This window comes from Rhodanobacter lindaniclasticus (genome assembly GCF_004799035.1).
Lineage (GTDB): Bacteria > Pseudomonadota > Gammaproteobacteria > Xanthomonadales > Rhodanobacteraceae > Rhodanobacter > Rhodanobacter lindaniclasticus.
The window spans coordinates 1-25,382 of the sequence record NZ_MWIO01000069.1 but is presented as its reverse complement, the minus strand read 5'-3'; the positions used below and the strand labels follow the sequence as shown (position 1 = coordinate 25,382).

At 68.9% G+C, this 25,382-nt stretch carries 19 protein-coding genes; 10 read left to right on the top strand and 9 right to left on the bottom strand.

Annotation, left to right across the window (positions count from 1 at the left end):
- Positions 1-129: 129 nt before the first annotated feature.
- The 5 genes from B1991_RS17115 to B1991_RS17095 all read right to left on the bottom strand — a co-directional run bounded on the left by B1991_RS17115 (position 130) and on the right by B1991_RS17095 (position 5,692).
- The gene (locus B1991_RS17115; protein WP_136259895.1) at positions 130-834 is read right to left on the bottom strand and encodes a LytR/AlgR family response regulator transcription factor; all 705 of its coding nucleotides are present in this window, start codon (positions 832-834) and stop codon (positions 130-132) included.
- Positions 834-1,886: a sensor histidine kinase gene (locus B1991_RS17110; protein WP_136259892.1), complete on the bottom strand. Its 1,053-nt coding sequence runs from the start codon at positions 1,884-1,886 to the stop codon at positions 834-836. Before B1991_RS17110 ends, B1991_RS17115 begins: the two co-directional genes overlap by 1 nt.
- 117 nt (positions 1,887-2,003) lie before the next feature.
- Positions 2,004-2,669 carry an alpha/beta hydrolase gene (locus tag B1991_RS17105; protein WP_136259891.1) on the bottom strand — a complete coding sequence of 222 codons (666 nt, stop codon included), beginning with the start codon at positions 2,667-2,669 and terminating at the stop codon, positions 2,004-2,006.
- A 17-nt stretch (positions 2,670-2,686) separates the two neighbouring features.
- Entirely contained in the window at positions 2,687-3,553 is an 867-nt protein-coding gene (locus B1991_RS17100; protein WP_246031226.1) for an energy transducer TonB, read from the bottom strand.
- 48 nt (positions 3,554-3,601) lie between these two features.
- Entirely contained in the window at positions 3,602-5,692 is a 2,091-nt protein-coding gene (locus B1991_RS17095; RefSeq protein WP_136259890.1) for a prolyl oligopeptidase family serine peptidase, read from the bottom strand.
- Positions 5,693-5,843: 151 nt separating this feature from the next.
- Between B1991_RS17095 and B1991_RS17090 the strand changes: the two genes are divergently transcribed.
- The 8 genes from B1991_RS17090 (at position 5,844) to tkt (ending at position 18,760) form a co-directional block, all read left to right on the top strand.
- Positions 5,844-8,276, top strand: coding sequence for a S9 family peptidase (locus tag B1991_RS17090; protein ID WP_136259889.1), 2,433 nt, complete (start codon positions 5,844-5,846; stop codon positions 8,274-8,276).
- A gap of 104 nt (positions 8,277-8,380) precedes the next feature.
- Positions 8,381-9,751, top strand: coding sequence for a chloride channel protein (locus B1991_RS17085; protein ID WP_136259888.1), 1,371 nt, complete (start codon positions 8,381-8,383; stop codon positions 9,749-9,751).
- A 179-nt stretch (positions 9,752-9,930) separates the two neighbouring features.
- Positions 9,931-11,349 carry a glucose-6-phosphate dehydrogenase gene (zwf, locus tag B1991_RS17080; RefSeq protein ID WP_136259887.1) on the top strand — a complete coding sequence of 473 codons (1,419 nt, stop codon included), beginning with the start codon at positions 9,931-9,933 and terminating at the stop codon, positions 11,347-11,349.
- The gene (locus tag B1991_RS17075; protein ID WP_136259886.1) at positions 11,346-12,047 is read left to right on the top strand and encodes an HAD family hydrolase; all 702 of its coding nucleotides are present in this window, start codon (positions 11,346-11,348) and stop codon (positions 12,045-12,047) included. The genes zwf and B1991_RS17075 overlap by 4 nt, the downstream gene beginning before the upstream one ends.
- A gap of 68 nt (positions 12,048-12,115) precedes the next feature.
- A complete protein-coding gene (gene tal / locus B1991_RS17070) occupies positions 12,116-13,219 on the top strand; it encodes a transaldolase (RefSeq protein WP_136259885.1) in 1,104 nt (367 codons plus the stop codon).
- A complete protein-coding gene (pgi, locus tag B1991_RS17065) occupies positions 13,216-14,853 on the top strand; it encodes a glucose-6-phosphate isomerase (protein WP_136259884.1) in 1,638 nt (545 codons plus the stop codon). Before tal ends, pgi begins: the two co-directional genes overlap by 4 nt.
- A gap of 120 nt (positions 14,854-14,973) precedes the next feature.
- Positions 14,974-16,620: a phosphoglucomutase (alpha-D-glucose-1,6-bisphosphate-dependent) gene (gene pgm, locus B1991_RS17060; protein ID WP_136259883.1), complete on the top strand. Its 1,647-nt coding sequence runs from the start codon at positions 14,974-14,976 to the stop codon at positions 16,618-16,620.
- An 88-nt stretch (positions 16,621-16,708) separates the two neighbouring features.
- Positions 16,709-18,760 (top strand): transketolase, encoded by a 2,052-nt coding sequence (gene tkt / locus B1991_RS17055; protein ID WP_136259882.1) that lies wholly within the window; start codon positions 16,709-16,711, stop codon positions 18,758-18,760.
- 83 nt (positions 18,761-18,843) lie between these two features.
- Here tkt and B1991_RS17050 read toward each other — a convergent pair whose 3' ends face one another.
- The 3 genes from B1991_RS17050 to B1991_RS17040 are packed head-to-tail and all read right to left on the bottom strand — an operon-like array spanning position 18,844 to position 21,520.
- Positions 18,844-19,725 carry an ankyrin repeat domain-containing protein gene (locus tag B1991_RS17050; RefSeq protein WP_136259881.1) on the bottom strand — a complete coding sequence of 294 codons (882 nt, stop codon included), beginning with the start codon at positions 19,723-19,725 and terminating at the stop codon, positions 18,844-18,846.
- Positions 19,726-19,745: 20 nt separating this feature from the next.
- Positions 19,746-20,624, bottom strand: a complete 879-nt coding sequence (locus tag B1991_RS17045; protein WP_246031225.1) for an ankyrin repeat domain-containing protein — start codon at positions 20,622-20,624, stop codon at positions 19,746-19,748.
- Positions 20,625-20,644: 20 nt separating this feature from the next.
- Complete coding sequence (locus B1991_RS17040) at positions 20,645-21,520, bottom strand: ankyrin repeat domain-containing protein (protein ID WP_136259880.1); 876 nt, start codon at positions 21,518-21,520, stop codon at positions 20,645-20,647.
- Between the two features lie 127 nt (positions 21,521-21,647).
- Here B1991_RS17040 and B1991_RS17035 point away from each other — a divergent pair, with 127 nt between their 5' ends.
- Positions 21,648-23,888 carry a Tle-like phospholipase domain-containing protein gene (locus tag B1991_RS17035; protein WP_136259879.1) on the top strand — a complete coding sequence of 747 codons (2,241 nt, stop codon included), beginning with the start codon at positions 21,648-21,650 and terminating at the stop codon, positions 23,886-23,888.
- A 31-nt stretch (positions 23,889-23,919) separates the two neighbouring features.
- Positions 23,920-24,489 (top strand): relaxation protein, encoded by a 570-nt coding sequence (locus tag B1991_RS18805; protein ID WP_168709695.1) that lies wholly within the window; start codon positions 23,920-23,922, stop codon positions 24,487-24,489.
- Between the two features lie 15 nt (positions 24,490-24,504).
- Here B1991_RS18805 and eda read toward each other — a convergent pair whose 3' ends face one another.
- A complete protein-coding gene (gene eda, locus B1991_RS17020) occupies positions 24,505-25,161 on the bottom strand; it encodes a bifunctional 4-hydroxy-2-oxoglutarate aldolase/2-dehydro-3-deoxy-phosphogluconate aldolase (RefSeq protein WP_281280646.1) in 657 nt (218 codons plus the stop codon).
- Between the last annotated feature and the right edge of the window lie 221 nt (positions 25,162-25,382).

Below are 25,382 nucleotides of genomic sequence, written 5' to 3'. Positions count from 1 at the left end.
CTCAAAACCGGGGGGACGTCGAGGGTATAAACCGCGCCCGGAGACCTCATTCGTTCAGCGGTGTCGCCGGTGGCCGGGGATCGAGTTGACCAGTTCCCCTGTTCCCGGCGGACACACCGCGTTGCGGGTTCAGCCCAGGCGCAGCCAGCGGCGCACCGCGGCGAGGTTGCGGCGGCTGATCTCGGGGCTGTGCTCGCTGCCGTCCAGGCGTGCCAGCACACGACCGTCGGTCAAGGTGCGCAGCCCGACCAGGCGCGTGCGCGGCACCAGGCAGTTGCGATGCAGGCGGATCAGCTGGTCGGGCCAGGCTTCCTCCAGCTGACGCAGCGATTCCTCGATCAGCAGCTCGCCGCCGACGTGCTGCACGACCACGTACTTCTCCTCGGCAAGCAGGCACAGCACGTCGTGCAAGGCGATGCGCACTTCCTCGCCGCGCAGGCGGCCGTGCAGGAAGGCGGTCGGCTCGCGCGGGCTGTCGTCGAGGCGTCGCCGCGCACGCTGCAGCGCGTCGCGCAGGCGTTCCAGCCGCACCGGCTTGAGCAGGTAATCCGCCGCGCCCAGTTCGAACGCCTGCAGCGCGTGCGCCTCGTACGCGGTGCAAAAGATCACCTGCGGGCGCGCCTTGCCGGCAAGTCGCCGCGCTACGGAAACGCCGTCGATGCCCGGCATGTTGATGTCCAGCAGCAGTACGTCGGGCTGCAGTTCGTCGAGCGCGGCCAGCGCGGCCTCGCCGTCGGTGAGCGTGCCGACCAGCTCCACGTCGCTGCATTCGCCCAGCAGCGCGGCCATGCGTGCGCGGGCCAGCGGTTCGTCGTCGACGATCAGCACGCGCATCACGCGGGTGCTCCCGGCAGGCGCAGCAGCACGAGGTAGTGCCCGTCGCGGGGGCCGGCCTCGACCACCGCGCGCGGGCCATAGCGGAATGCCACGCGCTGACGCACGCTGCGCAGCCCGTGGCCGTTGCCTGCGGCCGCCGGGGCCCGCGGCAGCGGGTTGCTGATCTCGATGCGGATGCCGTCACCGTCGCGCGTGCCGCGCAGGACCACCTCGCCGCCCTCGCGCAGCGGCTGGATGCCGTGGCGCACGGCGTTCTCGACCAGTGGTTGCAGCAGCAGGCGCGGCAGCGGGAAATCCGCCGGCAGTTCGTGCAGCTCGCGGCGGATGCGCAGGCGCGGGCCCAGCCGCAGCTGCTCGATGGCGAGGTAGCGCTCGATCAGTTCGAGCTCCTCGCCCAGCGTGCCGTCGCCGCGATCGGGCGAGCCCAGCGCGGCGCGGAACAGTTCGGACAGATCCTCCACCGTGCGCTCGGCCGCGGCGGGATCGACCCGGATCAGCGCGGCCACGGTATTCATGCTGTTGAACAGGAAGTGCGGGCGGATGCGTGCCTGCAAGGCTTCGACCTGCGCGCGCGTGACCGCGGCCAGGCGCGCCTGCCACTGCGCCAGCACGTAGAAGTAGCGCAGCATGGCGGCGCCGAGCAGGGCCGCGATGATGCTGTTGTCGCGCACGAAGGTCGCCATCGGGCTGCCGATCAGGCCGGTCTGCAGCGCGCCGTCGAGCCAGCTCGCGAGCGCGCTGGCCACCAGCACGATCAGCACGATCAGCAGCCACACCGCGACGTACGGCATGTGCCCGGGCAGACGTTGCAGCAGGTGCCGCAGCTTGCACAACGTCAGCGCCACGACCATCGCCAGCCAGGTCACGAAGAACATGCTGACGCTGTAGGCGGGCCAGTCCTGACGATCGTCGCGGGCCAGCCACATCACGGTCACCGTCAGCGCGCCGACCACGAACAGCGCGAACAGCGCCGGCAGCTGGCAGAAGTCCGGCAGCGGGCTGTGTTCGGCGCGGCCGCGGGCGTCGCTGGCGGGCGTGGATTCGGGCATGCGGCAAGTATGCCGCATGCGCGGGCGGGGCCATGGGTGCTGGCAAGAGCGGCGGGCAGTGCCCGCCCTACGGCACGCTGCCGCGTAGGGCGGGCACCGCCCGCCGTCCATGCCGGATCAAGCGGCCAGGCGTGCGCCCAGCCAGCGGTGCAGGTCGGCGATTTCCTCGGCGCAGACCGCGTGGGCCATCGGGTAGCTGTGCCAGTCCACCACATGACCCAGCGCCTGCAAGCGATCGCGCGAGTCGATGCCGCGCTGCATGGCCACCACCGGATCGGCGCTGCCGTGTGCCTGGAAGATCGGTGTCGCCGCATTGGCCGGGCTGCGCTCACGCGCCACCACCTCGGCGATCGGCAGGTAGGTGGACAGCGCCACGATGCCGGCCAGTGTCTGCGCATGGCACAGGCCCGCGGCCAGCGCGATCGCGCCGCCCTGCGAAAAGCCCGCCAGCACGATCCGCCCGGCGGGCACGCCGCGCTCGTGCTCGCGCGCGATCAGCGCCTCCACCGCGGCGATCGACGCACGTATGCCGGCCTCATCCTGTGGTGCGCGTGCATCGAAACCCGCGACGTCGTACCACGCCCGCATCGACATGCCGTTGTTGATCGTCACCGGCCGCACCGGCGCATGCGGAAACACGAAACGCAGCGCCGGCCACGCCGGGTCCACCAGCTCCGGCACGATCGGCGCGAAGTCGTGGCCGTCGGCGCCCAGGCCGTGCAGCCAGATGATGCTGTGGGTGGGATTGGCGGCGGTTTCGTGCTCGACGGTGGGCAGGGTCATGGGGGTATTCGAAGGAATCAGTGCGTGTTGGCGGCGAGGGCGCGTGGTTGCAGCGGGCTGTCCAGCGCCACCGGCTGGTCGGATTGGAAGAGATCACCGAAATGGCCGCCCTTGGCCTTGGCGGTCGACATTTCCTCGCGCAAGGCCTCACGCATGGCATCCGCCTGGGCTGCGCTGAGCGGCTGGTCGGAGAGCGTGAAGTTCATCGGGATGCGCATGTGCGTCGCCACCGCTTGCCCGTCGACGCGCTCCGGGGTGGCATGCCATTGCCTCGCGGCTTGCAGTACCGATGTGGTGAACGCGCGTGGCAGCGGCCAACGCCTGGACCGGCTGTGTACGGTCATGTCGGTCAGGCTGCCATCCGGCTGCACGGTAGCGTCGAGCATGACGAAGGCCTGCTGGTGCGCCCGGGCAGCATCCAGGGGATAGCGGGGCGGAACGTTGGTCTCGTCGAACTTGGGTCCGTTCCCCATGAAATAGATGCGCACGGTGGAGTGCCCGCTGGCGTCCGGCGCGACCTGCAATTTCGCGCGGATGAAGGTATGCGCCCGAACCGGTTTGCCATCGCGCGTTGCCGGCACGAACGCCCACTGTTTCACCGCGCCGGCAAGCACGCCGGCAATATTCGCCGGCACGTCGGCATCGACCTGTGTGCCCGTGACATGGCCGCTGGCATCCACGTCGGCGCCCACCACGTAGGTGCGCGCGCGCACTTGGGCGGCTTGCGTCGGCAGTGAGGAAGCCAGCAGCAGGCCGACGACCAGAAACATGACGTGCTTCATGAAGATTCTCCCTTTCCATGGCAGCCGGCCCTCGCCCGGCCAGCCACCATGATGCGGCAAGGGCGGTCGGCCGGCCAGTCCGGATCCATGGCTCGTCTGCAAGGAACCGCGAACCTTGTGCTTCCGCAGGTTCCGCGGCGGCTGGGGGAGTCAGCGCACCGGCAACCCCAACTCGTGCGCGAAGAAGGTCAGCCCGATCGCGGTGTCGCCGACGCGCTGGCTGAACGGGGCGCCGATGCCGTGGCCGGCGTGCATGCGGGTCAGCAGCAGGATCGGCTGCTGCGATGAGCTGGCGTTCTGCAGCGCGGCGGTGAACTTGCGCGACTGCCACGGCGCCACGCGCGGGTCGTTCTCGCCGGTGGTCATCAGCACGGCCGGGTAGGCGGTGCGCGCCTTGACGTTCTGCAGCGGCGAGTACGCCAGGGTGGCCTTGAACTGCGCCGGGTCGGCGATGCTGCCGTACTCGGGGATGTTGTACGGGCCGTTGGCGAATTCGGTCTCGTGGCGCAGCATGTCGTAGATGCCCACGCGCGCGACCACGGCGCGGTAGTCGGCCGGGTGCTGCACGATCTGCGTGCCCATCAGCAGGCCGCCGTTGCTGCCGCCGAGGATGCCCAGGTGCTTGCGGTCGGTCCAGCGCGTGTCGAACAAGGCCAGCGCGGCGGCGTGGAAGTCGTCGAACACGTTCTGCTTGTGCAGCTTCTGGCCTTGCGCGTGCCAGGCCTGGCCGTTCTCGTTGCCGCCGCGGATGTTGGCGTAGGCGAGCACGCCGCCGCGCTCGAGCCAGGCCAGGTTGGCGCCGATGAAGCCGGGCTTGATCGGGATGTCGAAGCCGCCGTAGCTGTAGAGGATGGTCGGACGCGCGCCATCGGGCGTGACGCCGGGCATCGACAGCACGGTGACCGGGATCTTCGTGCCGTCCTTCGAGGTTCCCTCGACGCGTTGCACGACCACCGTCGAATAGTCGGCGGCCGGCTGCACCGCGAACACCGTTTTCAGCGTGCCGCTGGTGCCGTCGTAGGCCATCCAGCGGGTGGGCGTGGTCCAGCCGCTGTAGCTGATCAGGGCGTCGGGCCGGCCCGATTCGGAGGCGATGTCGCCGATGCCGATGCCCTGCGCCGGCAGCGGCACGCGGCGCACGAAGTTCGCGCGCTCGTCGTATTGCTCGATCCACCAGTCCGGGCCCCGGCTGCGCACCACCAGGAAGCCGTCGCCGAGCGGGGCGATCTGCTGGATCGCGCCGTCGCGCTGGGCCAGCACCGGCACGATCGTGCCGTCGCCGGCGACGGCAACGATCTTGCCGCGCGGCGCGTTGTCGAACGAGGCCACATACAGCCGTCCGTTCACCCACGCAGCGGTGCGCGCGTTCGCGCCACGATCGAGCACGCGCTTGAACGCGGCGCCGCGGCGCACGAACACCTCGGCCGGGCCGCCGTCGCCGTCGTAGGCGAGCACCGCGGCCTGCGCGGTGGCGGGCGAATTGACCAGCACGTACTCGGCGGTCTTCGAGTAGCCCTTGCCGAACACCACGGTGTCCGCACCAAAGGCCCGACCCAGCGCGTGATGCACCAGGGTCGCGTTGAACTGCACCACCTCCCGGCCCGCGGCCGGCGGCGCGAAGCGCACGTAGCTGAAGCCGGTTTCGTCCGCGTCCCAGGCCACGCCCTGCGGGGTGGTGCCGCCGCCGGCGCAGGGCAGGGTATCGGAGAGAGTCTTGCCGCTGGCCACGTCGAGCACGTGGAGCGTGGTCAGTTCGCTGCCGCCCTCGGCGGTGCCGTAGGCGAGGTAGCGCCCGCGCGGCGAGGGCCAGTAACCGGTGATCGCGGTGCCGCCGTGGTCGGCGTTCGGATCGACCAGGGTCTTCGCCGCGCCGTCCGGCCAGGCCTGCGCCACCAGCACCGGCTGCGCCTGTGGCGGCGTCTGCTGCAGGTAGAACAGCGTGCCGCCGGCCAGCATCGGGCCGGACCGCGTGGTCGAGGTGATCGCCAGTTGCTGCACGCGCGCGGTGAGCGCCTTGCCTTCGGGCATCGCGGCCAGCGTGGCCTCGGTATAGGCGTTCTGCGCGGCGATCCACTGCTGCACGGCCGGGTCGGCGGGGTTCTCCAGCCAGCGATACGGGTCAGGCACCGGCACGCCATGCAGCACGCTCTCTGCCGCGTGCGTCGGTGACGCGGGTGGTGCGGCGGCGTGGCTGCAGCACGCCGCCGTGGCGGCAAGGACCAGCGCAAGACGACGTCGCATGGCGTACTCCGGGGACAGGCGTGAGGTCGACGTCCAAGGTTAGCGCCAATCCCGCGCGTCACGGCGCGAGCGGCCCCTGACTTTCGGCACAGACGACGGCAACCGGCCGCCACGCTCGGTTATGCTGATTTTTTTTGTCTGGGGAAGCACCATGCCTCGTCTGTTGTTCGCCGCCCTCGCCGCGTTGCTGGCGCTTCCTGCCGCCGCGGCCACGCCGACGGCCGGTACGTCCACCGCGCTGGATCTGGAAACCATCATGGCCGACGCCGACTGGATGGGGCAGCCGGTGGAGAGTCCGTACTGGAGCGTGGACGGCCGCAGCATCTATTACGAGTTGAAGCGCGACGGCAGTTCGGTGCGCGACCTGTACCGCGTCGACCCGGCCAGCGGCAGCAGCGTGAAGCTCGATCCGGCGGCGATGGCCCGGGCCGACGGCCCGGCGGTGTTCGATCGCACGCACCGGCATGCCGCCTTTGTCCTGCACGACGACATCTTCCTGGTCGACCTGGCCAGCGGCCAGCGCCGCCAGGTCACCCTGACCACGCAGCGCGAATCCGCGCCGCAGTTTTCCGCCGATGGCCGCGCCCTGCAGTACCGCGCCGGCAACGACTGGTACAGCTACGACCTGGCCAACGGCGTCAGCGCGCCGGTGGCCGAGCTGAAGTTTGCCGACGACCCGCAGGCCAAACAGCCCGACGACCTCGGCCAGCTGCAGCTCGACCTGTTCAAGACGCTGCGCGCGATCAAGGCCGACAAGGAAGCGCTGCGCGAGCACACCCAGGCGCTGGAGGCGGCCGATGCCGGGCGGGCACCGCGGCCGTTCTGGCTGGGCGACAAGATCAAGGCGGTCAACAGCACACTGTCGCCGAACGGCCGCTGGCTGCTGCTGGTGACCGAGGCCAGGCAGTACAAGGACGGCAAGGCGCCGGTGGTCAACCACTACGTCACCGACAGCGGCTACACCGAGGCGGAAGACGCGCGCAGCTACGTCGGCCGCGCCGACCCGGCGCCGCAGTCGCTGCTGCTGCTGGACCTGGCCGAGCACAAGACGTATCCGCTGGAGACCGATGCGCTGCCCGGCATCAAGACCGACCCGCTGGCCGCGCTGCGCAAGCAGACCGTGGCCGCGCTGGAGCAGGCCGGCAAGGCCGACCAGGCCAAGGCGCTGAAGGCGCCCGAGGTGCGGCCGGTCACGGTGAATTTCCGCGGCCTGGTGTGGAGCGATGACGGCGCGAACCTGGCCGTGCAACTGCGCGCGATCGACAACAAGGATCGCTGGATCGCCAGCGTCGATTTCGCACAGCACGCGCTGGTCAGTCAGCAGCGGCTGACCGACCCGGCGTGGATCAACTGGAGCTTCAACGATTTCGGCTGGCTCAAGGACGGCCGCACGCTGTGGTACCTGAGCGAGCAGAGCGGCTATTCGCGGCTGTACGCCAAACCGCTCGACGGCAAGGCGCGAGCGCTCACCGGCGCCGGCAAGTTCGAGGTCAGCGCGCCGCAGCTGAGCGAGGACGGCCACTGGTTCTACGTGCTGGCCAACAAGGTCGCGCCGTACAGCTACGACGTCTACCGCGTGCCTTCCGCCGGCGGCGAGCTGAGCCGGCTGACGCAGTACCAGGGCGTCGACGGTTTCGAGCTGTCGCCGGACGGCAGGCAACTGGCCGTGCTGCACGCCTCGCCCTACCTGTTCGACCAGCTCGCGGTGGTGGACGCCGCCGGCGGCACCGCGAAGGAACTCACCCACACCATGAAGAGCGCCTACATGGCGCACCCGTGGATCGCGCCGAAGATCGTCGAGGTGCCCTCCTCGCACGGCGCCGGGGTGGTCCATGCCAAGTACTACGGCCCCGCCGACGAGGCCGCCGCGCCGGCGTCGCGCCCGGCGGTGATCTTCATCCATGGCGCGGGCTATCTGCAGGACGTGACGCTGCAGGCCACGCCGTATTTCCGCGAGCAGATGTTCAACAACCTGCTGGTGCAGCAGGGCTACGTGGTGCTGGACATGGACTACCGCGGCTCGGCCGGCTACGGCCGCGACTGGCGCACCGCGATCTACCGCAACATGGGCCACCCCGAGCTGGAGGACCTGCTCGACGGCAAGGCGTGGCTGGTCAAGCACCACGGTGTCGATCCGCAGCGCGTGGGCCTCTACGGCGGCAGCTACGGCGGCTTCATGACCGAGATGGCGCTGCTGCGTGCGCCGGGCGAGTTCGCCGCGGGCGCGGCGCAGCGTCCGGTCACCGACTGGACCAGCTACAACCACGAGTACACCTCCAACATCCTCAACGACCCGCAGCTCGACCCCGAGGCGTACAAGACCAGCTCGCCGATCGAGTACGCCGCCAACTTGCGCGACCCGCTGCTGATGCAGCACGGCCTGATCGACAACAACGTGATGGCCAGCGACACGATCCGGCTGTACCAGCGCTTCATCGAGCTGCACAAGAAGAACTTCTGGATGTCGCTGTACCCGATGGAGCGCCACGGCTTCGTCCATGCCGATTCCTGGTACGACGAATACCGCCGCATCGACGAGTTGTTCGACACGTACGTGAAGCCGATGCGCGAGCGCGCGCACTGAGGCATTGAACGTCACCGCCCGCCGGAGCGGCGGGCGGTGGGCACGGGGCACCGTGCCGCGGCGGGCTACAATGGGCGGTCCCCCTGCCTGTCCGGTACCACCCGATGCCTCGCCTCCGCCTCGCCGAACCGCTCGTGATGCTGGCGACGGTGCTGCAGTGGCTGGTGCTGTCGATCGTCACCGGCGCGGTGATCGGGGTGGGCTGCAGCCTGTTCCTGCGCGCGCTGTTCGCCACCGCCGGGCACACCTATGCGATCTCGTGGTGGGCGCAGGCCGGCCTGCTGCTGGCTGGCGGCCTGGCCAACGGCTTGCTGCTGCATTACGGCTATCGCTTGCGCCGCAGCACGTTCGACGATTCGCCGATCGTGGCGGTCAACGAGCAGCGCGGCAAGATGCCGTTCCGCACGCTGTGGATCAAGCCGGTGGCGGCGCTGATCACGCTCGGCTGCGGCGGTTCGGCCGGCAAGGAAGGGCCGTGCTCGCACCTCGGCGCCAGCCTCGCCGCGGGCATCGGCCGGGTGCTGCATCTGAATCCGGAACTGCGCAAGCGGCTGCTGGCCTGCGGCGTCAGCGCCGGTTTCGCCAGCGTATTCGGCACCCCGATCGCCGGGGCCATCTACGGCGTGGAGATGCTGGCGATCGGTCGCATCCGCCACGACTTCCTGTTTCCCGGCATCGTCGCCGGCGTCACCGCATTCGAGGTCAGCAAGACGCTCGGCGTGCCGTATCCGGCCTACCACATCGCTTTCGTCGGCGATTTCACCGAGCTGCTGTTCTTGAAGACGGTGCTGATCGGCATCCTGTGCGGCGCGGCGGCGTGGGTGTTCGTCGAACTGGTGCAGACCATCCGCCGCGCGTTCGTCACCCTGCGCGAGCGCCACGCGCTGTGGCCGCCGCTGTTGCCGGTGCTCGGCGCGGTGGTGCTGGCGCTGCTGATCCTGGTGCTGCCGAGCGATTACCTCGGGCTGAGCCTGCCGCTGATGGAACGCGCGCTGGACAACCAGTCGATGCCGACCCTGGGTTTCCTGTGGAAGGCGCTGCTGGTGGCGATCACCCTGGGCTCGGGTTTCTACGGTGGCATCGTGACGCCGCAGTTCGTGATCGGCGCCGTGCTGGGCAGTGCGTTCGCCCCGGCGCTGGGGCTGGCGCCCGCGCTGGGCGCGGCGGTGGGACTGGTGGCGGTGGTGGCCTCGGCCTCCAATGCGCCGATCGCGGCGATCCTGATGGGCGTGGAATTGTTCGGCGCGGACTCGACGCTGTACGTGGCCGGCGCCTGCGTCGCGGCGTACCTGATCATCGGTCATCGCAGCGTGTACCCGGCGCAGCAGATCGCCTTCAGCAAGTCGTCGTGGATCTTCGCCCGCGCCGATCTGCCGGTGGGGCAGGAAAAGGTGCGCCTGTCCTACGGCCTGCTGCGCTGGTGGACCAAGCGGCGACGGCAGCTGGGGCGACGCGACGACGAGCGTTTGCCCTGAGCGCCGTGCACGCGCACGCTGCCGATACCCTGGCGCGGCCGGCGCTGATCGCGACGTGCCTTTTGCACGAGCTTCACCCGTGCGCGGGCAGACTTCCTGCGATGCGGCTCCCACCCGGCACGCGTTCCACCGCTGCCGTCTGACCGCCGACCTCGACTCTCACCGGAGACACTCCCGCGATGGCGACATCCCGCTCGGATGCATTGGTTTTCTTCGGCGCCACCGGCGACCTGGCCTACAAGAAGGTCTTCCCGGCGCTGCTGGCGATGACGCGCGACGGCGACCTGGAGGTGCCGGTGATCGGCGTGGCGCTGTCCGGCTGGACGGTGAAGCAGCTGCGCCAGCGTGCGCTCGACAGCGTGCGGCAGGCGGCGAAGGAGCGCGGCGAGAAGTTCGACAAGGCGGTGTTCGACAAGCTTGCGGCGCGGCTGCAGTACGTCGACGGCGACTACGCCGACCCCGCGACGTTCGCCCGGCTGAAACAGGCGCTGGGCAAGGCGAAGCGGCCGCTGCACTACCTGGCGATCCCGCCCAGCCTGTTCGGCACGGTGGTCAAGGGGCTGCAGCAGGCCGGCTGCGCGGACGACGCGCGGGTGGTGGTGGAGAAGCCGTTCGGCCACGATCTCGCTTCCGCGCGCGCGCTCAACCGCACGCTGCGCTCGGTGTTCCCCGACGACGCGATCTTCCGCATCGATCACTTCCTGGGCAAGGAAGCGATCATGAACATCCTGTACTTCCGCTTCGCCAACTCCTTCCTCGAACCGATCTGGAACCGCAACCACATCGCCAGCGTGGAGATCACCCTGGCCGAGCAGTTCGGGGTGAAGGGGCGCGGCGCGTTCTATGACGGCGCCGGCTGCCTGCGCGACGTGATCCAGAACCACCTGATGCAGATCGTGGCGCTGCTGGCGATGGAGCCGCCGGCGTACCAGGGCTTCGGGGCGGTGCACGCGGAGAAGGCCAAGGTGTTCCAGGCGATGCGCCCGCTCGAGCCCGACGACCTGGTGCGCGGCCAGTACCGCGGCTATCGCAAGGAGCCGGGCGTGGCCAAGGGCTCGGACGTGGAAACGTATTGCGCGCTGCGGCTGTTCATCGACTCCTGGCGTTGGGGCGGCGTGCCCTGGTACCTGCGTTCGGGCAAATGCCTGCCCGAGACGGTGGCCGAGATCATGGTGATGCTCAAGCCGCCGCCGCAGCAGCTGTTCGACGATGCGGTGACCCGCCCGGGCTGCGCCAACTACCTGCGCCTGCGCGTGTCGCCCACCACCGCGGTGGCACTGGCGGCGCGCGTCAAGCGCGTCGGCAAGGATTTCGTCGGCGACCAGCGCGAGCTGTTCCTGATGGACGAGCAGACCGGCGAGGAGCTGCCCTACGAGCGCCTGCTCGGCGACGCGATGGCCGGCGACGGCGCGCTGTTCACGCGCGAGGACGCGGTCGAGGCGGCGTGGCAGGTGGTCGATCCGGTGCTGACGAACCACCACCCGGCGATCCCGTACCGTCCCGGCAGCTGGGGCCCGAAGCAGGCCGAAGCGCTGATCGCCGCCGACGGCGGCTGGCACAACCCGGTGCTCGACGAACACGCGGAGCGCACGTCATGAGCGAGGCCGCGGCGCTGGTGTTCCTGCTCGACGTGGACAACACCCTGCTCGACAACGACCGCTTCGGCGCCGATCTCGGCGACACCCTGGCCGCCGCCTTCGGCAACGACCAGCGCGATCGCTACTGGTCGCTCTCCCGGCAGCGCCGCGACGAATGCGGCTATGCCGACTACCTCGAAGCGCTGCAGCGTTTTCGCAGTGGCCTGGACAACGAGCCGGCGCTGCTGCAGATGTCGAAGTACCTGCTGGAGTATCCGTTCGAGCAGCGGCTCTACCCGCACGCGCTGGAGACCATCGCGCATCTGCGCACGCTGGCGCCCACGGCGATCCTCTCCGACGGCGACGTGGTGTTCCAGCCGCGCAAGATCCAGCGCGCCGGCCTGTGGGCGGCGGTGCGCGGCGAGGTGCTGGTCTACATCCACAAGCAGCGCATGCTGGTGGCCATGCAGCAGCGCTATCCGGCCGCCCATTACGTGATGGTCGATGACAAGCCGCAGCTGCTGGCCGACATGAAGCGGCAATTGGGGCAGCGCCTCACCACCGTGTTCGTGCGCCAGGGCCACTACGCCGCCGCCGGTGAACACGAGCGCATCGAGCCGCCGCCGGACCAGACCATCGCGTGCATCGACGAGTTGCGCGGGCGTAAGCTTGAAGACTTCCTGCCCAGCGCGCCGACGATCCCGCTCGCGGCCGGGTGAAGCGTCCGCCTTGAAGGCGACGCGGCAGGACGAACCACCGTCATCGAACCGGAATTCCTGGAGCAAGCATGAAAGCGACCCGACAACTGCACGACCTCGGCCAGAGCCTGTGGCTGGACAACATCACCCGCACCCTGCTCGACGACGGCACCCTGGCGCGCTACATCAACGAGGATTCGATCACCGGGCTGACCTCCAACCCGAGCATCTTCGACAAGGCGATCGGCGACGGCGACGCCTACGACGCCGGCATCCACGCCAAGACCCTGGCCGGGCTCGCCGGCGAGAAGCTGTTCGTCGAGCTGGCGCTGGAAGACCTGCGCCGCGCCGCCGACCTGTTCGCGCCGGTGTACCGGCGCACCGATGGCGTGGACGGCTGGGTGTCGATGGAAGTCTCGCCGCTGCTGGCTGCCGACACCGCCGGCTCGATCGCCGCGGCGCGGCAGATCCACGCCGCCGGCAAGCGCGACAACCTGTTCGTGAAGATCCCCGGCACGCCCGAGGGCGTCGGCGCGATCGAGGAGTCGATCTTCCTCGGCATTCCGATCAACGTGACCCTGCTGTTTTCCTGCGCACAGTACGAAGCCTCGGCAGAGGCCTACCTGCGCGGCATCGAGCGGCGCATCGAGGCGGGGCTGGACCCGCACGTGCGCTCGGTGGCCTCGCTGTTCGTCAGTCGCTGGGACGTGGCCGCCAACGAGCAGCTGCCCGAGGCGATGCACAACCAGCTCGGCGTCGCGGTGGCACGGCAGGCCTATCGAGCCTACCGCCAGCTGCTGGCCTCGCCGCGCTGGATGAAGCTGGCCGCTGCCGGCGCCCAGCCGCAGCGCCTGCTGTGGGCCAGCACCGGCACCAAGGACCCGAACGCCTCCGACACGCTGTACGTCAGCACGCTGGCGGCGCCCAACACGATCAACACGATGCCGGAGAAAACCCTGCACGCGTTCGCCGAGCACGGTCAGCTCGACGGCGTGATGCCGCTGGACGGCGGCGATGCCGATGCGGTGGTGCAGAAGATCGGCCAGGCCGGGGTGGATGTCGACGCGCTGGCGGGCAAGCTGCAGCGCGACGGCGCCGAGGCCTTCGTCAAATCGTGGAAGCAGCTGCTGCAGCGCATCGCCGACAAGGCTGCGGCACTGGGCGACAAGGGCCAGGGACCGGCAATGTCATGAACCAGCCCCTGCCGACCACGCTGCCGGCCTGGCAGGCACTGCAGCAACACGCCGCCGTCATCGGCCGCAAACACCTGCGCCAGTTGTTCGCCGACGACCCGCGCCGCGGCGAGACGTTCGCGCTGGCGGACGTCGAGCTTTACCTGGACTATTCCAAGCAGCGCGTCGACGCCGACACCTTGCGCCTGCTGCGCGAGCTGGCGCTGGCCTGCCACCTGCCGGAGCGCACCGCGGCGATGTTCCGCGGCGAGCGGATCAACCGCACCGAGGACCGCGCCGTGCTGCACGTGGCGCTGCGCGCGCCACGCGGCGAACGCATCGAGGTGGACGGCCATGACGTGGTCGCCGAGGTGCACGCGGTGCTCGACCGCATGGCCGCCTTCGCCGAACGCGTGCGCAGCGGCGAGTGGCGCGGGCACAGCGGCAAGCCGATCCGCAACGTGATCAGCATCGGCATCGGCGGCTCGGACCTCGGCCCGGTGATGGCGTACGAGGCGCTGCGCGACTACAGCCGGCGCGACATGACGTTCCGCTTCGTCTCCAATGTCGACGGCACCGATTTCGTCGAGGCCACGCGCGACCTGGACGCGGCCGAGACGCTGTTCATCGTCTGCTCCAAGACCTTCACCACGCTGGAGACGCTGACCAACGCGCACGCGGCGCGGCAGTGGTGCATCGCCGCGCTGGGCAACGAGCAGGCGGTGGCGAAGCACTTCGTGGCGGTGTCCACCAATGCCGCCGAAGTGGAGAAGTTCGGCATCGACACCGCGCAGATGTTCGGTTTCTGGGACTGGGTCGGCGGGCGCTACTCGATGGATTCGGCGATCGGCCTGTCCACCATGCTGGCGGTCGGGCCGGACCATTTCCGCGAGATGCTGGCCGGCTTCCACGCCATGGACGAGCACTTCCGCCACGCGCCGTACGAACGCAACCTGCCCGTGCTGATGGGCCTGCTGGCGATCTGGAACAACAACTTCCTGGATGCCGCCACGGTCGCCGTGCTGCCCTACGAGCAGTACCTCAAGCGCTTCCCGGCCTACCTGCAGCAGCTCACCATGGAGAGCAACGGCAAGCGCGTCACGCTGGACGGCACCGCGGTGGACTACGCCACCGGGCCGATCTACTGGGGCGAGCCGGGTACCAACGGGCAGCACTCGTTCTATCAGCTGATCCACCAGGGCACGCGCCTGGTGCCGTGCGATTTCATCGGCTTCGCGCAGACGCTGAACCCGCTGGGCGAGCAGCACGACCTGCTGATGGCGAACCTGATCGCCCAGGGCGAGGCGCTGGCGTTCGGCAAGACCACCGAGGAAGTGCGCGCCGCCGGCACCGACGCGGCGCTGGCGCCGCATCGCACCTTCCCCGGCAACCGGCCCAGCAGCACCATCCTCGCCCGGCGCCTGACCCCGCGCGTGCTGGGCAGCCTGATCGCGCTGTACGAGCACAGCGTGTTCGTGCAGGGCGTGATCTGGAACATCGACTCGTTCGACCAGTGGGGCGTGGAACTGGGCAAGCAACTGGCCAAGACCACCATCGCCGAGCTGACCGCCGCCGACGAGCCGAAGCTCGCCCACGACAGCTCCACCAACACCCTGATCCGCCGCTATCGCCAGCTGCGCGACGGCCACACCTGACGCTTTATCTCCGCAGGAGCGCACTTGTGCGCGATGCTCTCCGTCCCGTCACGAAAGGCATCGCGCACAAGTGCGCTCCTACGGGCATTCGCATTCCCATCGCAAGATTCCCGAGACCCCATGAGCCAGAACATCAGCCCGCTCGCCGGCAAGCCGGCGCCGAAATCCATCCTGGTCGACGTGCCGAAGCTGCTCGCCGCCTATGCCGACACCCGGCCCGATCCGTCGGTGACCGCGCAGCGCGTGGCGTTCGGCACCTCCGGCCATCGCGGCAGTTCGCTGCAGGGCAGCTTCAACGAGTGGCACATCCTGGCGATCACCCAGGCGATCTGCGAGTACCGCCAGTCGAAGGGCATCGACGGCCCGCTGTTCCTCGGCTGCGACACCCATGCGCTGTCGCAGCCGGCCTTCGAGAGCGCGCTGGAAGTGCTGGCCGCGCATGGCGTCACCACGATGGTTTCCCGCGGCGGCGAGTTCACCCCCACGCCGGCGATCTCGCACGCGATCCTCGTGCACAACCGCGGGCGCAGCAGCGGCCTGGCCGACGGCATCGTGGTCACGCCTTCGCACAACCCGCCGGACAACGGCGGCTTCAAGTACAACCCGACCAACGGCGGCCCGGCCGACACCGACATCACCAAGTGGGTGGAGAACCGCGCCAATGCGCTGATCGAGGGCGGCCTGAAAGAGGTCAGGCGCATGCCATTCGCGCAGGCGCGCAAGGCGGCCGGCACGCGCGAGCACGACTACCTCGACCGCTACGTGACCGACCTCGCCAACATCGTCGACTTCGACGTCATCCGCAGCGCCGGCGTGCACATGGGCGTGGATCCGCTGGGCGGCGCCGGCGTGCATTACTGGGCGCCGATCGCCGAGCGCTACAAGCTCGACCTCACCGTGGTCAGCGCAACGGTCGATCCGCAGTTCGCCTTCATGAGCGTGGACTGGGACGGCAAGATCCGCATGGATCCCTCCTCGAAGTACGCGATGCAGCGGCTGATCGGCCTGAAGGACCAGTACGACGTGGCCTTTGCCTGCGACACCGACCACGACCGCCACGGCGTGGTCACCCGCTCCGGCGGGTTGATGGAACCGAACCACTACCTGTCGGTGCTGGTCGATTACCTGTTCCGCCACCGCCCGCAGTGGAGCGCGGACGCCGCGGTGGGCAAGACCGTGGTCAGTACCGCGCTGATCGACCGCGTGGTGAAGCGACTGGGGCGCAAGTTGTACGAGGTGCCGGTCGGCTTCAAGTGGTTCGCCCCGGGCCTGTTCGACAGTTCGCTCGGCTTCGGCTGCGAAGAAAGCGCCGGTGCCTCGCTGCTGCGCCGCGACGGTTCGGTGTGGGCCACCGACAAGGATGGCCTGGTGCCGTCGCTGCTTGCCGCCGAGATCACCGCGCGCGAGGGCCGCGACCCGGGCGAGCTGTACCGCCAGCTCACCGACGAACTCGGCCGACCCTTCAGCAACCGCGTCGAAGCCGCTGCCACCCCGGCGCAGAAGGCGAAGCTGGCCAAGCTCTCGCCCGACCAGTTGCACACCGATCGATTGGCCGGCGAAAAGATCGAGCAGGTGCTGGACAAGGCGCCCGGCAACGGCGCGGCCATCGGCGGCATCAAGGCGGTCGCCGCCAGCGGCTGGTTCGCCGCGCGCCCGTCGGGCACCGAGGCGATCTACAAGATCTACGCTGAAAGCTTCAGGGACGAGCAACACCTGCAGGCCCTGCTCGACGAGGCCCAGAAAATCGTCGACACCGCCATCGCGTAGGGCGGGCACTGCCCGCCGGCTCTTGGCTGCCGTCGACCCGGTGGCGGGCGGTGCCCGCCCTACGAACGCATCCATCGGAGAAAGCATCATGTCCCACGACCTCGACCAGCAATGCATCGACACGCTTCGCTTCCTGTCGGTGGACATGGTGCAGAAGGCCGACAGCGGCCACCCCGGCCTGCCGCTGGACGCCGCGCCGATGGCCTACGTGCTGTGGACCAGGCACCTGAAGTTCCATCCGGCCGATCCGCACTGGCCGGACCGCGACCGCTTCGTGCTCTCCGCCGGCCACGGCTCGGCCCTGCTCTACAGCCTGCTGCACGTGACCGGTTACGACCTGTCGCTGGATGACATCAAGCAGTTCCGCCAGTGGGGCAGCAAGGCGCCGGGCCATCCCGAGTACGGCCACACGCCGGGCGTGGAGGTCACCACCGGGCCGCTCGGCCAGGGCCTGGCCAATGCGGTGGGCATGGCGATCGGCGAGGCGCAGCTGGCGGCCACCTACAACCGCGACGGCCACACCGTGATCGACCACCGCACCTGGGCCATCGTCAGCGACGGCGACCTGATGGAAGGCGTGGCCTCCGAGGCCGCCTCGCTGGCCGGCCATCTCAAGCTCGGCAAGCTGGTATGCCTGTACGACGACAACTACGTCACCCTGGCCGCCGGCACCGACATCACCTTCTCCGAGGATCGCGCCAGGCGCTTCGAGGCGTACGGCTGGCAGACGATCAAGGTGGATGACGGCAACGACGTCGCCGCGATTGACCGGGCCTTGAACGATGCCGTGGCGGAGACCGCGCGGCCCACCCTGATCCTGGTGCGCACCCACATCGGCTACGGCTCGCCCAAGCAGGACAGCTACAAGGCGCACGGTTCGCCGCTGGGCGTGGAGGACGTCAAGGCGACCAAGGAAAAACTGGGCTGGCCGACGGAGCCGGACTTCCTGGTGCCGGAGCCCGCGCTCAGGCATTTCCACGAAGCCGGGCGGCGCGGCGCGCAGGCGCAGTCCGAATGGAACAGCCGTCTGGACGGCTATGCCAGGGCCTTTCCCGAGCTGGCCGCAGAATTGCGCGGGCGCCTGCGCGGCGAACTGCCGGAAAACTGGGATGCCGATATCCCGAGTTTCAACGCCGACCCCAAGGGCCTGGCCACCCGCGAGGCCGGCGGCAAGGTGATGAACGCGATCGCGCCGCATCTGCCGGCATTGTTCGGCGGCTCGGCCGACCTCGACTCCTCCACCTTCACCAACTTGAAGGGCTTCGGCGACTTCAATCCCGCGGCCACCAAGGGCCTCGACACGCAGGGTTCGGACAGCGCCGGCTGGAGCAACGCCGGCCGCAACCTGCACTTCGGCGTACGCGAGCATGCGATGGGCGCGATCGTCAACGGCCTGGCCGTGCACGGCGGCTTCATCCCGTACGGCTCGACCTTCCTGATCTTCTCCGACTACATGCGCCCGGCGATCCGGCTGGCCGCGCTGATGGGCGTGCACGCGATCCACGTGTTCACCCACGACAGCATCGCGCTGGGCGAAGACGGCCCCACCCACCAGCCGATCGAGCAACTGGCCAGCCTGCGCGCGATACCCAACCTCGTGCTGGTCCGCCCCGCCGATGCCAACGAGACCGCGGTGGCGTGGAAGGTGGCGCTGGCCACCACCGGCAAGCCGGTGCTGTTCGCGCTGTCGCGGCAGAAACTGCCCACGCTCGACCGCAGCCGCTGCGCCAGCGCCGACGGCCTGCGCCAGGGCGCTTACGTGCTGCGCGATGCAACGGACGGCCAGAAGCCGGCGCTGATCCTGATTGCCACGGGTTCGGAGGTCAGCCTGATCGTGCAGGCCGCCGAGCAGCTCGAGAGCCGCGGCATCGCCGTGCGCTGCGTGTCGATGCCGAGCTGGGAGCTGTTCGAGGCGCAGTCGCAGGCCTACCGCGACGAGGTGCTGCCGCCCGACGTCACCGCCCGCCTTGCGGTGGAACTGGGTGTGGCCCAGGGCTGGCAGCGCTACACCGGCGCCCACGGTGACATGCTGGGCATCGACCGCTTCGGCGCCTCCGCCCCGGCCGAGGTGCTGCTGCGCGAATACGGCTTCACCGTCGAGAACGTGGTGCAACGGGCGAAGGCCTTGCTGCAACGCTGACCGTCACGCGGAGCCCCGCCAACGCGAAGGCTTGCGCGACCGCGTCGGCCGGCCTGGTTCCGATGCGTGCCGGTTCGAGCGGATCAGAGCAGCGGGATGTCCTTTGGATCGCTCGCCACGCCAAGCTTCTTGCGGTAGTCGCCCCAGACGCCCATCTCGGGCGTGCGCTGGATGCCGTGGTCGCGCAGCCAGTGCTGGCAACGACGCTGCCACTCGATGCCGTCGGGCCGCACCGGCGCGTAGTAGATGTCTTCCACCATCGGCATGCGGCCATAGTTGAACGTGCCGGGGTCGGCCTTGATCTTGCGGGTCGGGTCGGCGCCGTGTTGCAGCAACCAGTAGGCCTGCTCGAAATCGGCGTATTGCGTGTACCAGTTGAGCACGGTGTTGTAGCCGTCGGTGGTGTAAAGCGGCTGATTGATGTTGGCGCCGCGTTCGATCAGCAACTGCACGTTGGGCCAGACGTGATGCAGCGTGGCGACGTAGGTGAGCTGCTCGTTGTTGGAGCTCATCGTGTTCGGATCGCCGCCGCGATCAAGCAGCAGCTTGAGGTAGCGCTGGTCGGGCAGGCCTGCAGCGAAGACCATGGCGTTGTTGCGCTGCTTGCCATACTTGCGCAGCGGTTCGACCTTGCGCGCATTGGGGTTGGCGCCGTTGTCCAGCAGCAGGCGCAGGCCGTCGAAGTTCTGGTTGATGATCGGCCAGGCGACCATCGGCATGTTGGCCTGGTCGAAGATCGTGTCCGGGTTGACGCCCTCGTCCTTGATCAGGTGGCGGATGGCGGCGGCATCCTTGCGATCCACTGCCTGGGCCAGTTCCAGCGCCTTGCCCTGGAAATGATCGGTGGCGCGGAACGGTTGCCTGGCCGGCGGCGGCGGGATCGAGCAGGCCACCAGGACGAGGCTGCCGAGAGCCAGCCATCCCATCAGGGTTGCCGCACGCAGATGTCGATGCCAACGTTCCATGTCGTGTCGCTTCCCTGGGGTTACAGCAGCGGGATGTCTTCGGGCTTGTATGGATGGCCAAGCCCCTGCCGATATCGCGCCCAGCGACCCATCTCGTTCGTGCGTGGGATGCCGTGATCGCGCAACCAGTGCTGACACTTGCGCTGCCATTCGATGACGTCAGGCTTGATGACGTCCGCGTAGTAGATGTCCTCGACCATCGGCATGCGGCCGTAGTTGGGCGTGCCGGGATCGGCTCTCATCTGCCGGGTGGGATCGGCGCCATGTTGCAGCAACCAATAGGCCTGCTCGAAGTCGCCGTACTGCGTGTACCAGCTCAACGGAGCGTCGTAGTCGTCGAGGCTGTACAGCGGCTGGTTGATGTTGGCGCCGCGCTCGATCAACAGCTGCACGTTGGGCCAGACGTGATGCAGCGTGGCGACGTAGGTGAGCTGCTCGTTGTTGGAGCTCATCGTGTTCGGATCGCCGCCACGATCAAGCAGCAGCTTGAGATAGCGCTGGTCGGGCAGGCCTGCAGCGAAGACCATGGCGTTGTTGCGCTGCTTGCCATACTTGCGCAGCGGTTCGACCTTGCGCGCATTGGGGTTGGCGCCGTTGTCCAGCAGCAGGCGCAGGCCGTCGAAGTTCTGGTTGATGATCGGCCAGGCGACCATCGGCATGTTGGCCTGGTCGAAGATCGTGTCCGGATTGACGCCCTCGTCCTTGATCAGGTGGCGGACGGCGGTGGCATCCTTGCGATCCACTGCCTGGGCCAGTTCCAGCGCCTTGCCCTGGAAGTAATCCGTGGCGCGAAACGGTTGCCTGGCCGGCGGCGGCGGGATCGAGCAGGCCACCAGGCCGCCGAGGATGAGCAGCCAGGCCACAGCCGCCGCGCGCAGATGTCGATGCCAACGTTCCATGTCGTATCGCTTCCTTGGGATTACAGCAGCGGGATGTCCTTCGGATCGCTCGCCACGCCAAGCTTCTTGCGGTAGTCGCCCCAGACGCCCATTTCGGGCGTGCGCTGGATGCCATGGTCGCGCAGCCAGTGCTGGCACTTGCGCTGCCATGCCACGCCGTCGGGCCGCACCGGCGCGTAGTAGATGTCCTCGACCATCGGCATGCGGCCGTAATTGGGCGTGCCGGGGTCAGCCTTGATCTTGCGGGTCGGGTCGGCGCCGTGTTGTAGCAACCAGTAGGCCTGCTCGAAATCGGCGTATTTGGTGTGCCAGTTGAGCACGGTGTTGTAGCCGTCGGTGGTGTAAAGCGGCTGGTTGATATTGGCACCGCGCTCGATCAGCAGCTGCACGTTGGGCCAGACGTGATGCAGCGTGGCGACGTAGGTGAGTTGCTCGTCGTTGGAGCTCATCGTGTTCGGATCGCCGCCACGGTCGAGCAGCAGTTTGAGATAGCGCTGATCGGGCAGGCCGGCGGCGAAGACCAGGGCATTGTCCTCGCCCGCCTTGCCGCGCTCGCGCAGCGGCATCATCTTGCGCGCATTGGGGTTGGCGCCGTTGTCCAGCAGCAGGCGCAGGCCATCGAAGTTCTGGTTGATGATCGGCCAGGCGACCATCGGCATGTTGGCCTGGTCGAAGATCGTGTCCGGGTTGACGCCCTCGTCCTTGATCAGGTGGCGGATGGCGGCGCCATCCTTGCGATCCACTGCCTGGGCCAGTTCCAGCGCCTTGCCCTGGAAATGATCGGTGGCGCGGAACGGTTGCCTGGCCGGCGGCGGCGGGATCGAGCAAGCCACCAGGCCGAGACCACCGAACAAGACCAGCAACAGCAACCGAGCGAAACGTCCCTGAATTCGCATGTGGCATACCTTGGTGAGTTGCCGAAAAGCTTACCCGATTGACGCACCCGCGGACCATGTCCATAGTGCGAACCTCGTGCAGTCAGACGGATCTGTGCGGCTCATCATGGAATCAGGGAGAACGATCATGCCGACCATGCCCGGTGACCCGGTATTGCCCGAGCAGTCCCCGCATACGCTGCAGGAGAAGATCGAGCAGGTGCGGCAGCGGCAGGCGCTGCTGGCGCAATGGCGCGCCACCGGCAGTCCCGAGTTGATGAAACAGGCCGAAGTCCTGGAAGGGCGATACCACACCCGTGACGTGGGTGAGCTGGCCGACGACGTCTACCTTTCCGCAGCGCATGAACCGGCTTCGCCAGGCCTGGGTTGGATCCGCGTCAGCGAGCATCCCGAGCTGCTGAAACAATACCTGGGCGTGAACTGGAGCGCGCAGCAGATCCAGGACTATCTTCAGCCGTTGCATTCGGATTTCCGCGCGGAGATCTACCTGCCTGATCCCCGGGTCTATGGGCCGGACGTCAAGCCGGTAATAGTGATCAAGGGCTCCAATGGGCTGGTGGCGGTGCCGGACGGCAAGGGCGGCATCATCTTGCGCGAGTCCGCATTGGAAGACTGGATCGAGAACGGCCGTCAGGGTGTCGGGTTGGAGAGCGACCACGCTGACCGGGCGATGACATTAATCTCGGACTTTCAACGTGATTTCCACGGGATCTTCGAATGCGCAGGCCACTCCAAAGGCGCCGCGAGCGCCAGTGCCGGCGCCGAACTGACCGGCATGACGGCCTACATCTACAACGGCGCCGGCCTGCATCCCAACACTGTCCAGCGCTACGCGCAGCAGCACCATCTTCCGGTCCTGGGCACGGACCAGATCATCCACAGCTACTACGTCCACGGCGAAATGCTCCACGACGCCCAGAGTGGCGTCCACGACATGGACGCGGTGACACGGGCGCAGTTGGGACTGGCCGCGCGGCAGCTGGGCGAATTGGGACAGCTGGACGGCATGCAGGACCTGCTGCGCGCGCGGCTAGCGCAGGCGTTGCCGTACGACCGCAAGATGCAGGACGACGCGATGGAGCTGGTCGCTTATCTCGGCTCCCATTCCGGCGCGAAGATCCTGGCCGGGGTGCCACTGGCCGCCGGCGCCTACCCGATCGAACTGCCGGCGAAGATGCGTGATGCGCGGGGCCAGCTGGTGGATCGCCCGGCACAACCGTCGCTCGGCGAGCTCGGCGCTGATGCCGGTCCGCTGATGAACGTGGTGTCCGGCGCGCTTGCCGGCGGCGCGGGCGGCAAGCACGTTGGCGATGCCATCGCTGCCGGCGGTCGCGGCATCGAGCACAGCGCGCAGCGCACCGGCGACCAGGTGCAGCGCGGCATGCAGGTTTTCGGCTACGTGCTGAACGAGGGCGTGCAGGGTCACGGCCGGCTGGTGGCGGGCGCCATGCATTACGGTGCCGCCGCGGTCGCCGACTTGCGCGTGATGCACGGCGAGGTCCGCGCGTCGGTCGAGCAGGGGTTGGGCACGCTGGTGCAACTCGGCGCGGACCTGGATGGCGCCGCCCTACGCGCGGGCAGCCATGTGCCCGGCTTGCAGGGTTTGCGCCAGCTCGCCGACAACGAGGCGCGCCTCGCCGCCGTCCGTGCCGGACACTACCAGGCGCAGGCCGTCCGCGAGTGGCGCGAGGCGCAGCGCGACGCCCACGCCATACGCCGGTTCGCCGATGCGGGCGCGGAGCGCGTCCGGCATGCCTGGAGCGTCGCCGGCCAGACGCTGGAACGTGAGGCTCGGCAAGATGGCGCACGCATCGGCGAGGGTTACCGCGCCTACGGCGCATCGGTGCGCCGCGCCACCGAACATGCTCCCGAAACCGGCGCCGCCGTCGGTGCCGTCGCTGGCGCCGGCGCGGTCGCCGCCGGCGAGCTGCTGACCCATCCGGCTGGAACCGTGCGGCAGAGCAGCCACGTCGCGCAGCATGGCGAGGCCGCCGTGGCCGAAGCGGTCAACCGGCACAGCATGAAAGACACGGTGTTGCCCAGTCTGGATGCCGACATCCGTCAGCAGGAACACGCGGGCATGGCCTTGCTCCACACGCTGCAGCGCCCCGCGACCTCCGCGCGCATGCCGGCGACGGTCGAACGGGACCCGGGCACCTTCCTGCAAGGGATGCTGGAGGCTGCGCGATCCGGCCACTGGGATGCCTTTCGCCGGGGCACGAGGGCGCTGGCGGACCTGCCGGCAGGACAGGCGCTGCACGCCGAGGCCATGCTTGCCGTGGATCGCCAGCAGCAGGCCGTTGCGTGGCAGGCGCTGGCACCGCAGCAGACGGAGCCGCAAGCCGCCGCGCCGGCTATGATGCGCTGAAGCGCGCGTCGGCATACAGGGAAGCCAAGCCGTGAACGAGACCGAATGCATGACCCTGGTCAGCCAGGCCGCGCAGTTGATGGAGCAGTTCGAGCGACGATGCGACCACCTTGGCGGGCGCCTGCAGGGGCTGATGCAGGACATGCAGGCGCTGACCGCGCAACTGCCCCGCGTCGTGGAGCAGGCCGCCGATGCCTCCATGCAGGCACTGCCGGCGCGGGTAACCCGCGAGACGCGTGAAGGGTTGGGGCAGGCCGTGCAGCAGTACCGTCAGCACCTGCAGGCATCGGGCGAGGAGGTGTCGAGCAGCACCCGCGCGCTGGCCGAGCGGATCAGGCGCCTGGAGCAACTGCACCGGCACCTGCTGTGGAAGACCTTCGGCGCGGTGGCATTGTGCCTGGCCCTGCTGCTCGCCGGCGGCGCCTGGCTGTCGCTGCACTACCGCAAGGCGATCGAGCAGAACCGGCTGTCCGCGCAACTGCTGAAGGCATACAACGATGCCGACGTGAATCTGTGCGACGGACGGCTGTGCGCCCGCGTGGACCTCAAGGCGCCGCGTTTCGGCGAACGCCGGCAATACCTGCCGGTGCTGCCGCGCTGAGCACGGCGTGACGCGTCAGCGCAGTTCCCGCAACTCGTTCGCCTCGCGCGCCAGCAGCTCGATGCCGGCCCAGTCGCCTGCCGACAGCTTGTCGGCGGGGGTGAGCCAGGAGCCGCCCACGCACAGCACGTTCGGCAAGGCCAGGAAATCCGCGGCGCTGGCGAGGCTGATGCCGCCGGTGGGGCAGAAGCGCAGCTGCGGCAGCGGGCTGGCCCAGGCGGCGAGCAGCTTGTGGCCGCCGGCGGGCACGGCCGGGAAGAACTTGAGGTGCCGGTAGCCGCGTTCGAGCAGGCTCATCGCCTCGCTGGCGGTGGCCGCGCCGGGCAGCAGCGGCAGCGCGCTGTCGTCGGCCGCGTCGAGCAGGCGCGGCGAGATGCCGGGCGACACCGCAAAGCGCGCGCCGGCGTCTTGCGCGGCGCGCAGGTCCGACGCGCCGAGCACCGTGCCGACCCCGACCACGGCACCTTCGACTTCGGCCGCGATCGCGCGGATCGCGTCCAGTGCCGCGGGCGTGCGCAGGGTCACCTCGATCGCCGGAATGCCGCCGGCGACCAGCGCGCGGGCCATCGGCAGCGCGGCCTTCACGTCGTGGATCACCACCACCGGAATCACCGGCGCCAGGCGCATCACGGCCTCGACTTGCTGCTGCTTGTGTTCGATGGGACTGGTCACGTGGAACTCCGCTCGTCTCGCCCTGCGTCGTTTGCGCAGGGCGAGACGAGCGGAGTTCCACGTGACCAGTCCCATCGAACACAAGCATCAGCAAGTCGCAGCCGGGATGCGCCTGGCGCCGTTGATTCCGGTGGGGGTGATCCACGACGTGAAGGCCGCAGTGGCTATGTCCCGCGCTATGGGCCTCGGCGGCCTGGGGGCTATCATGTTGAACCGTCGAA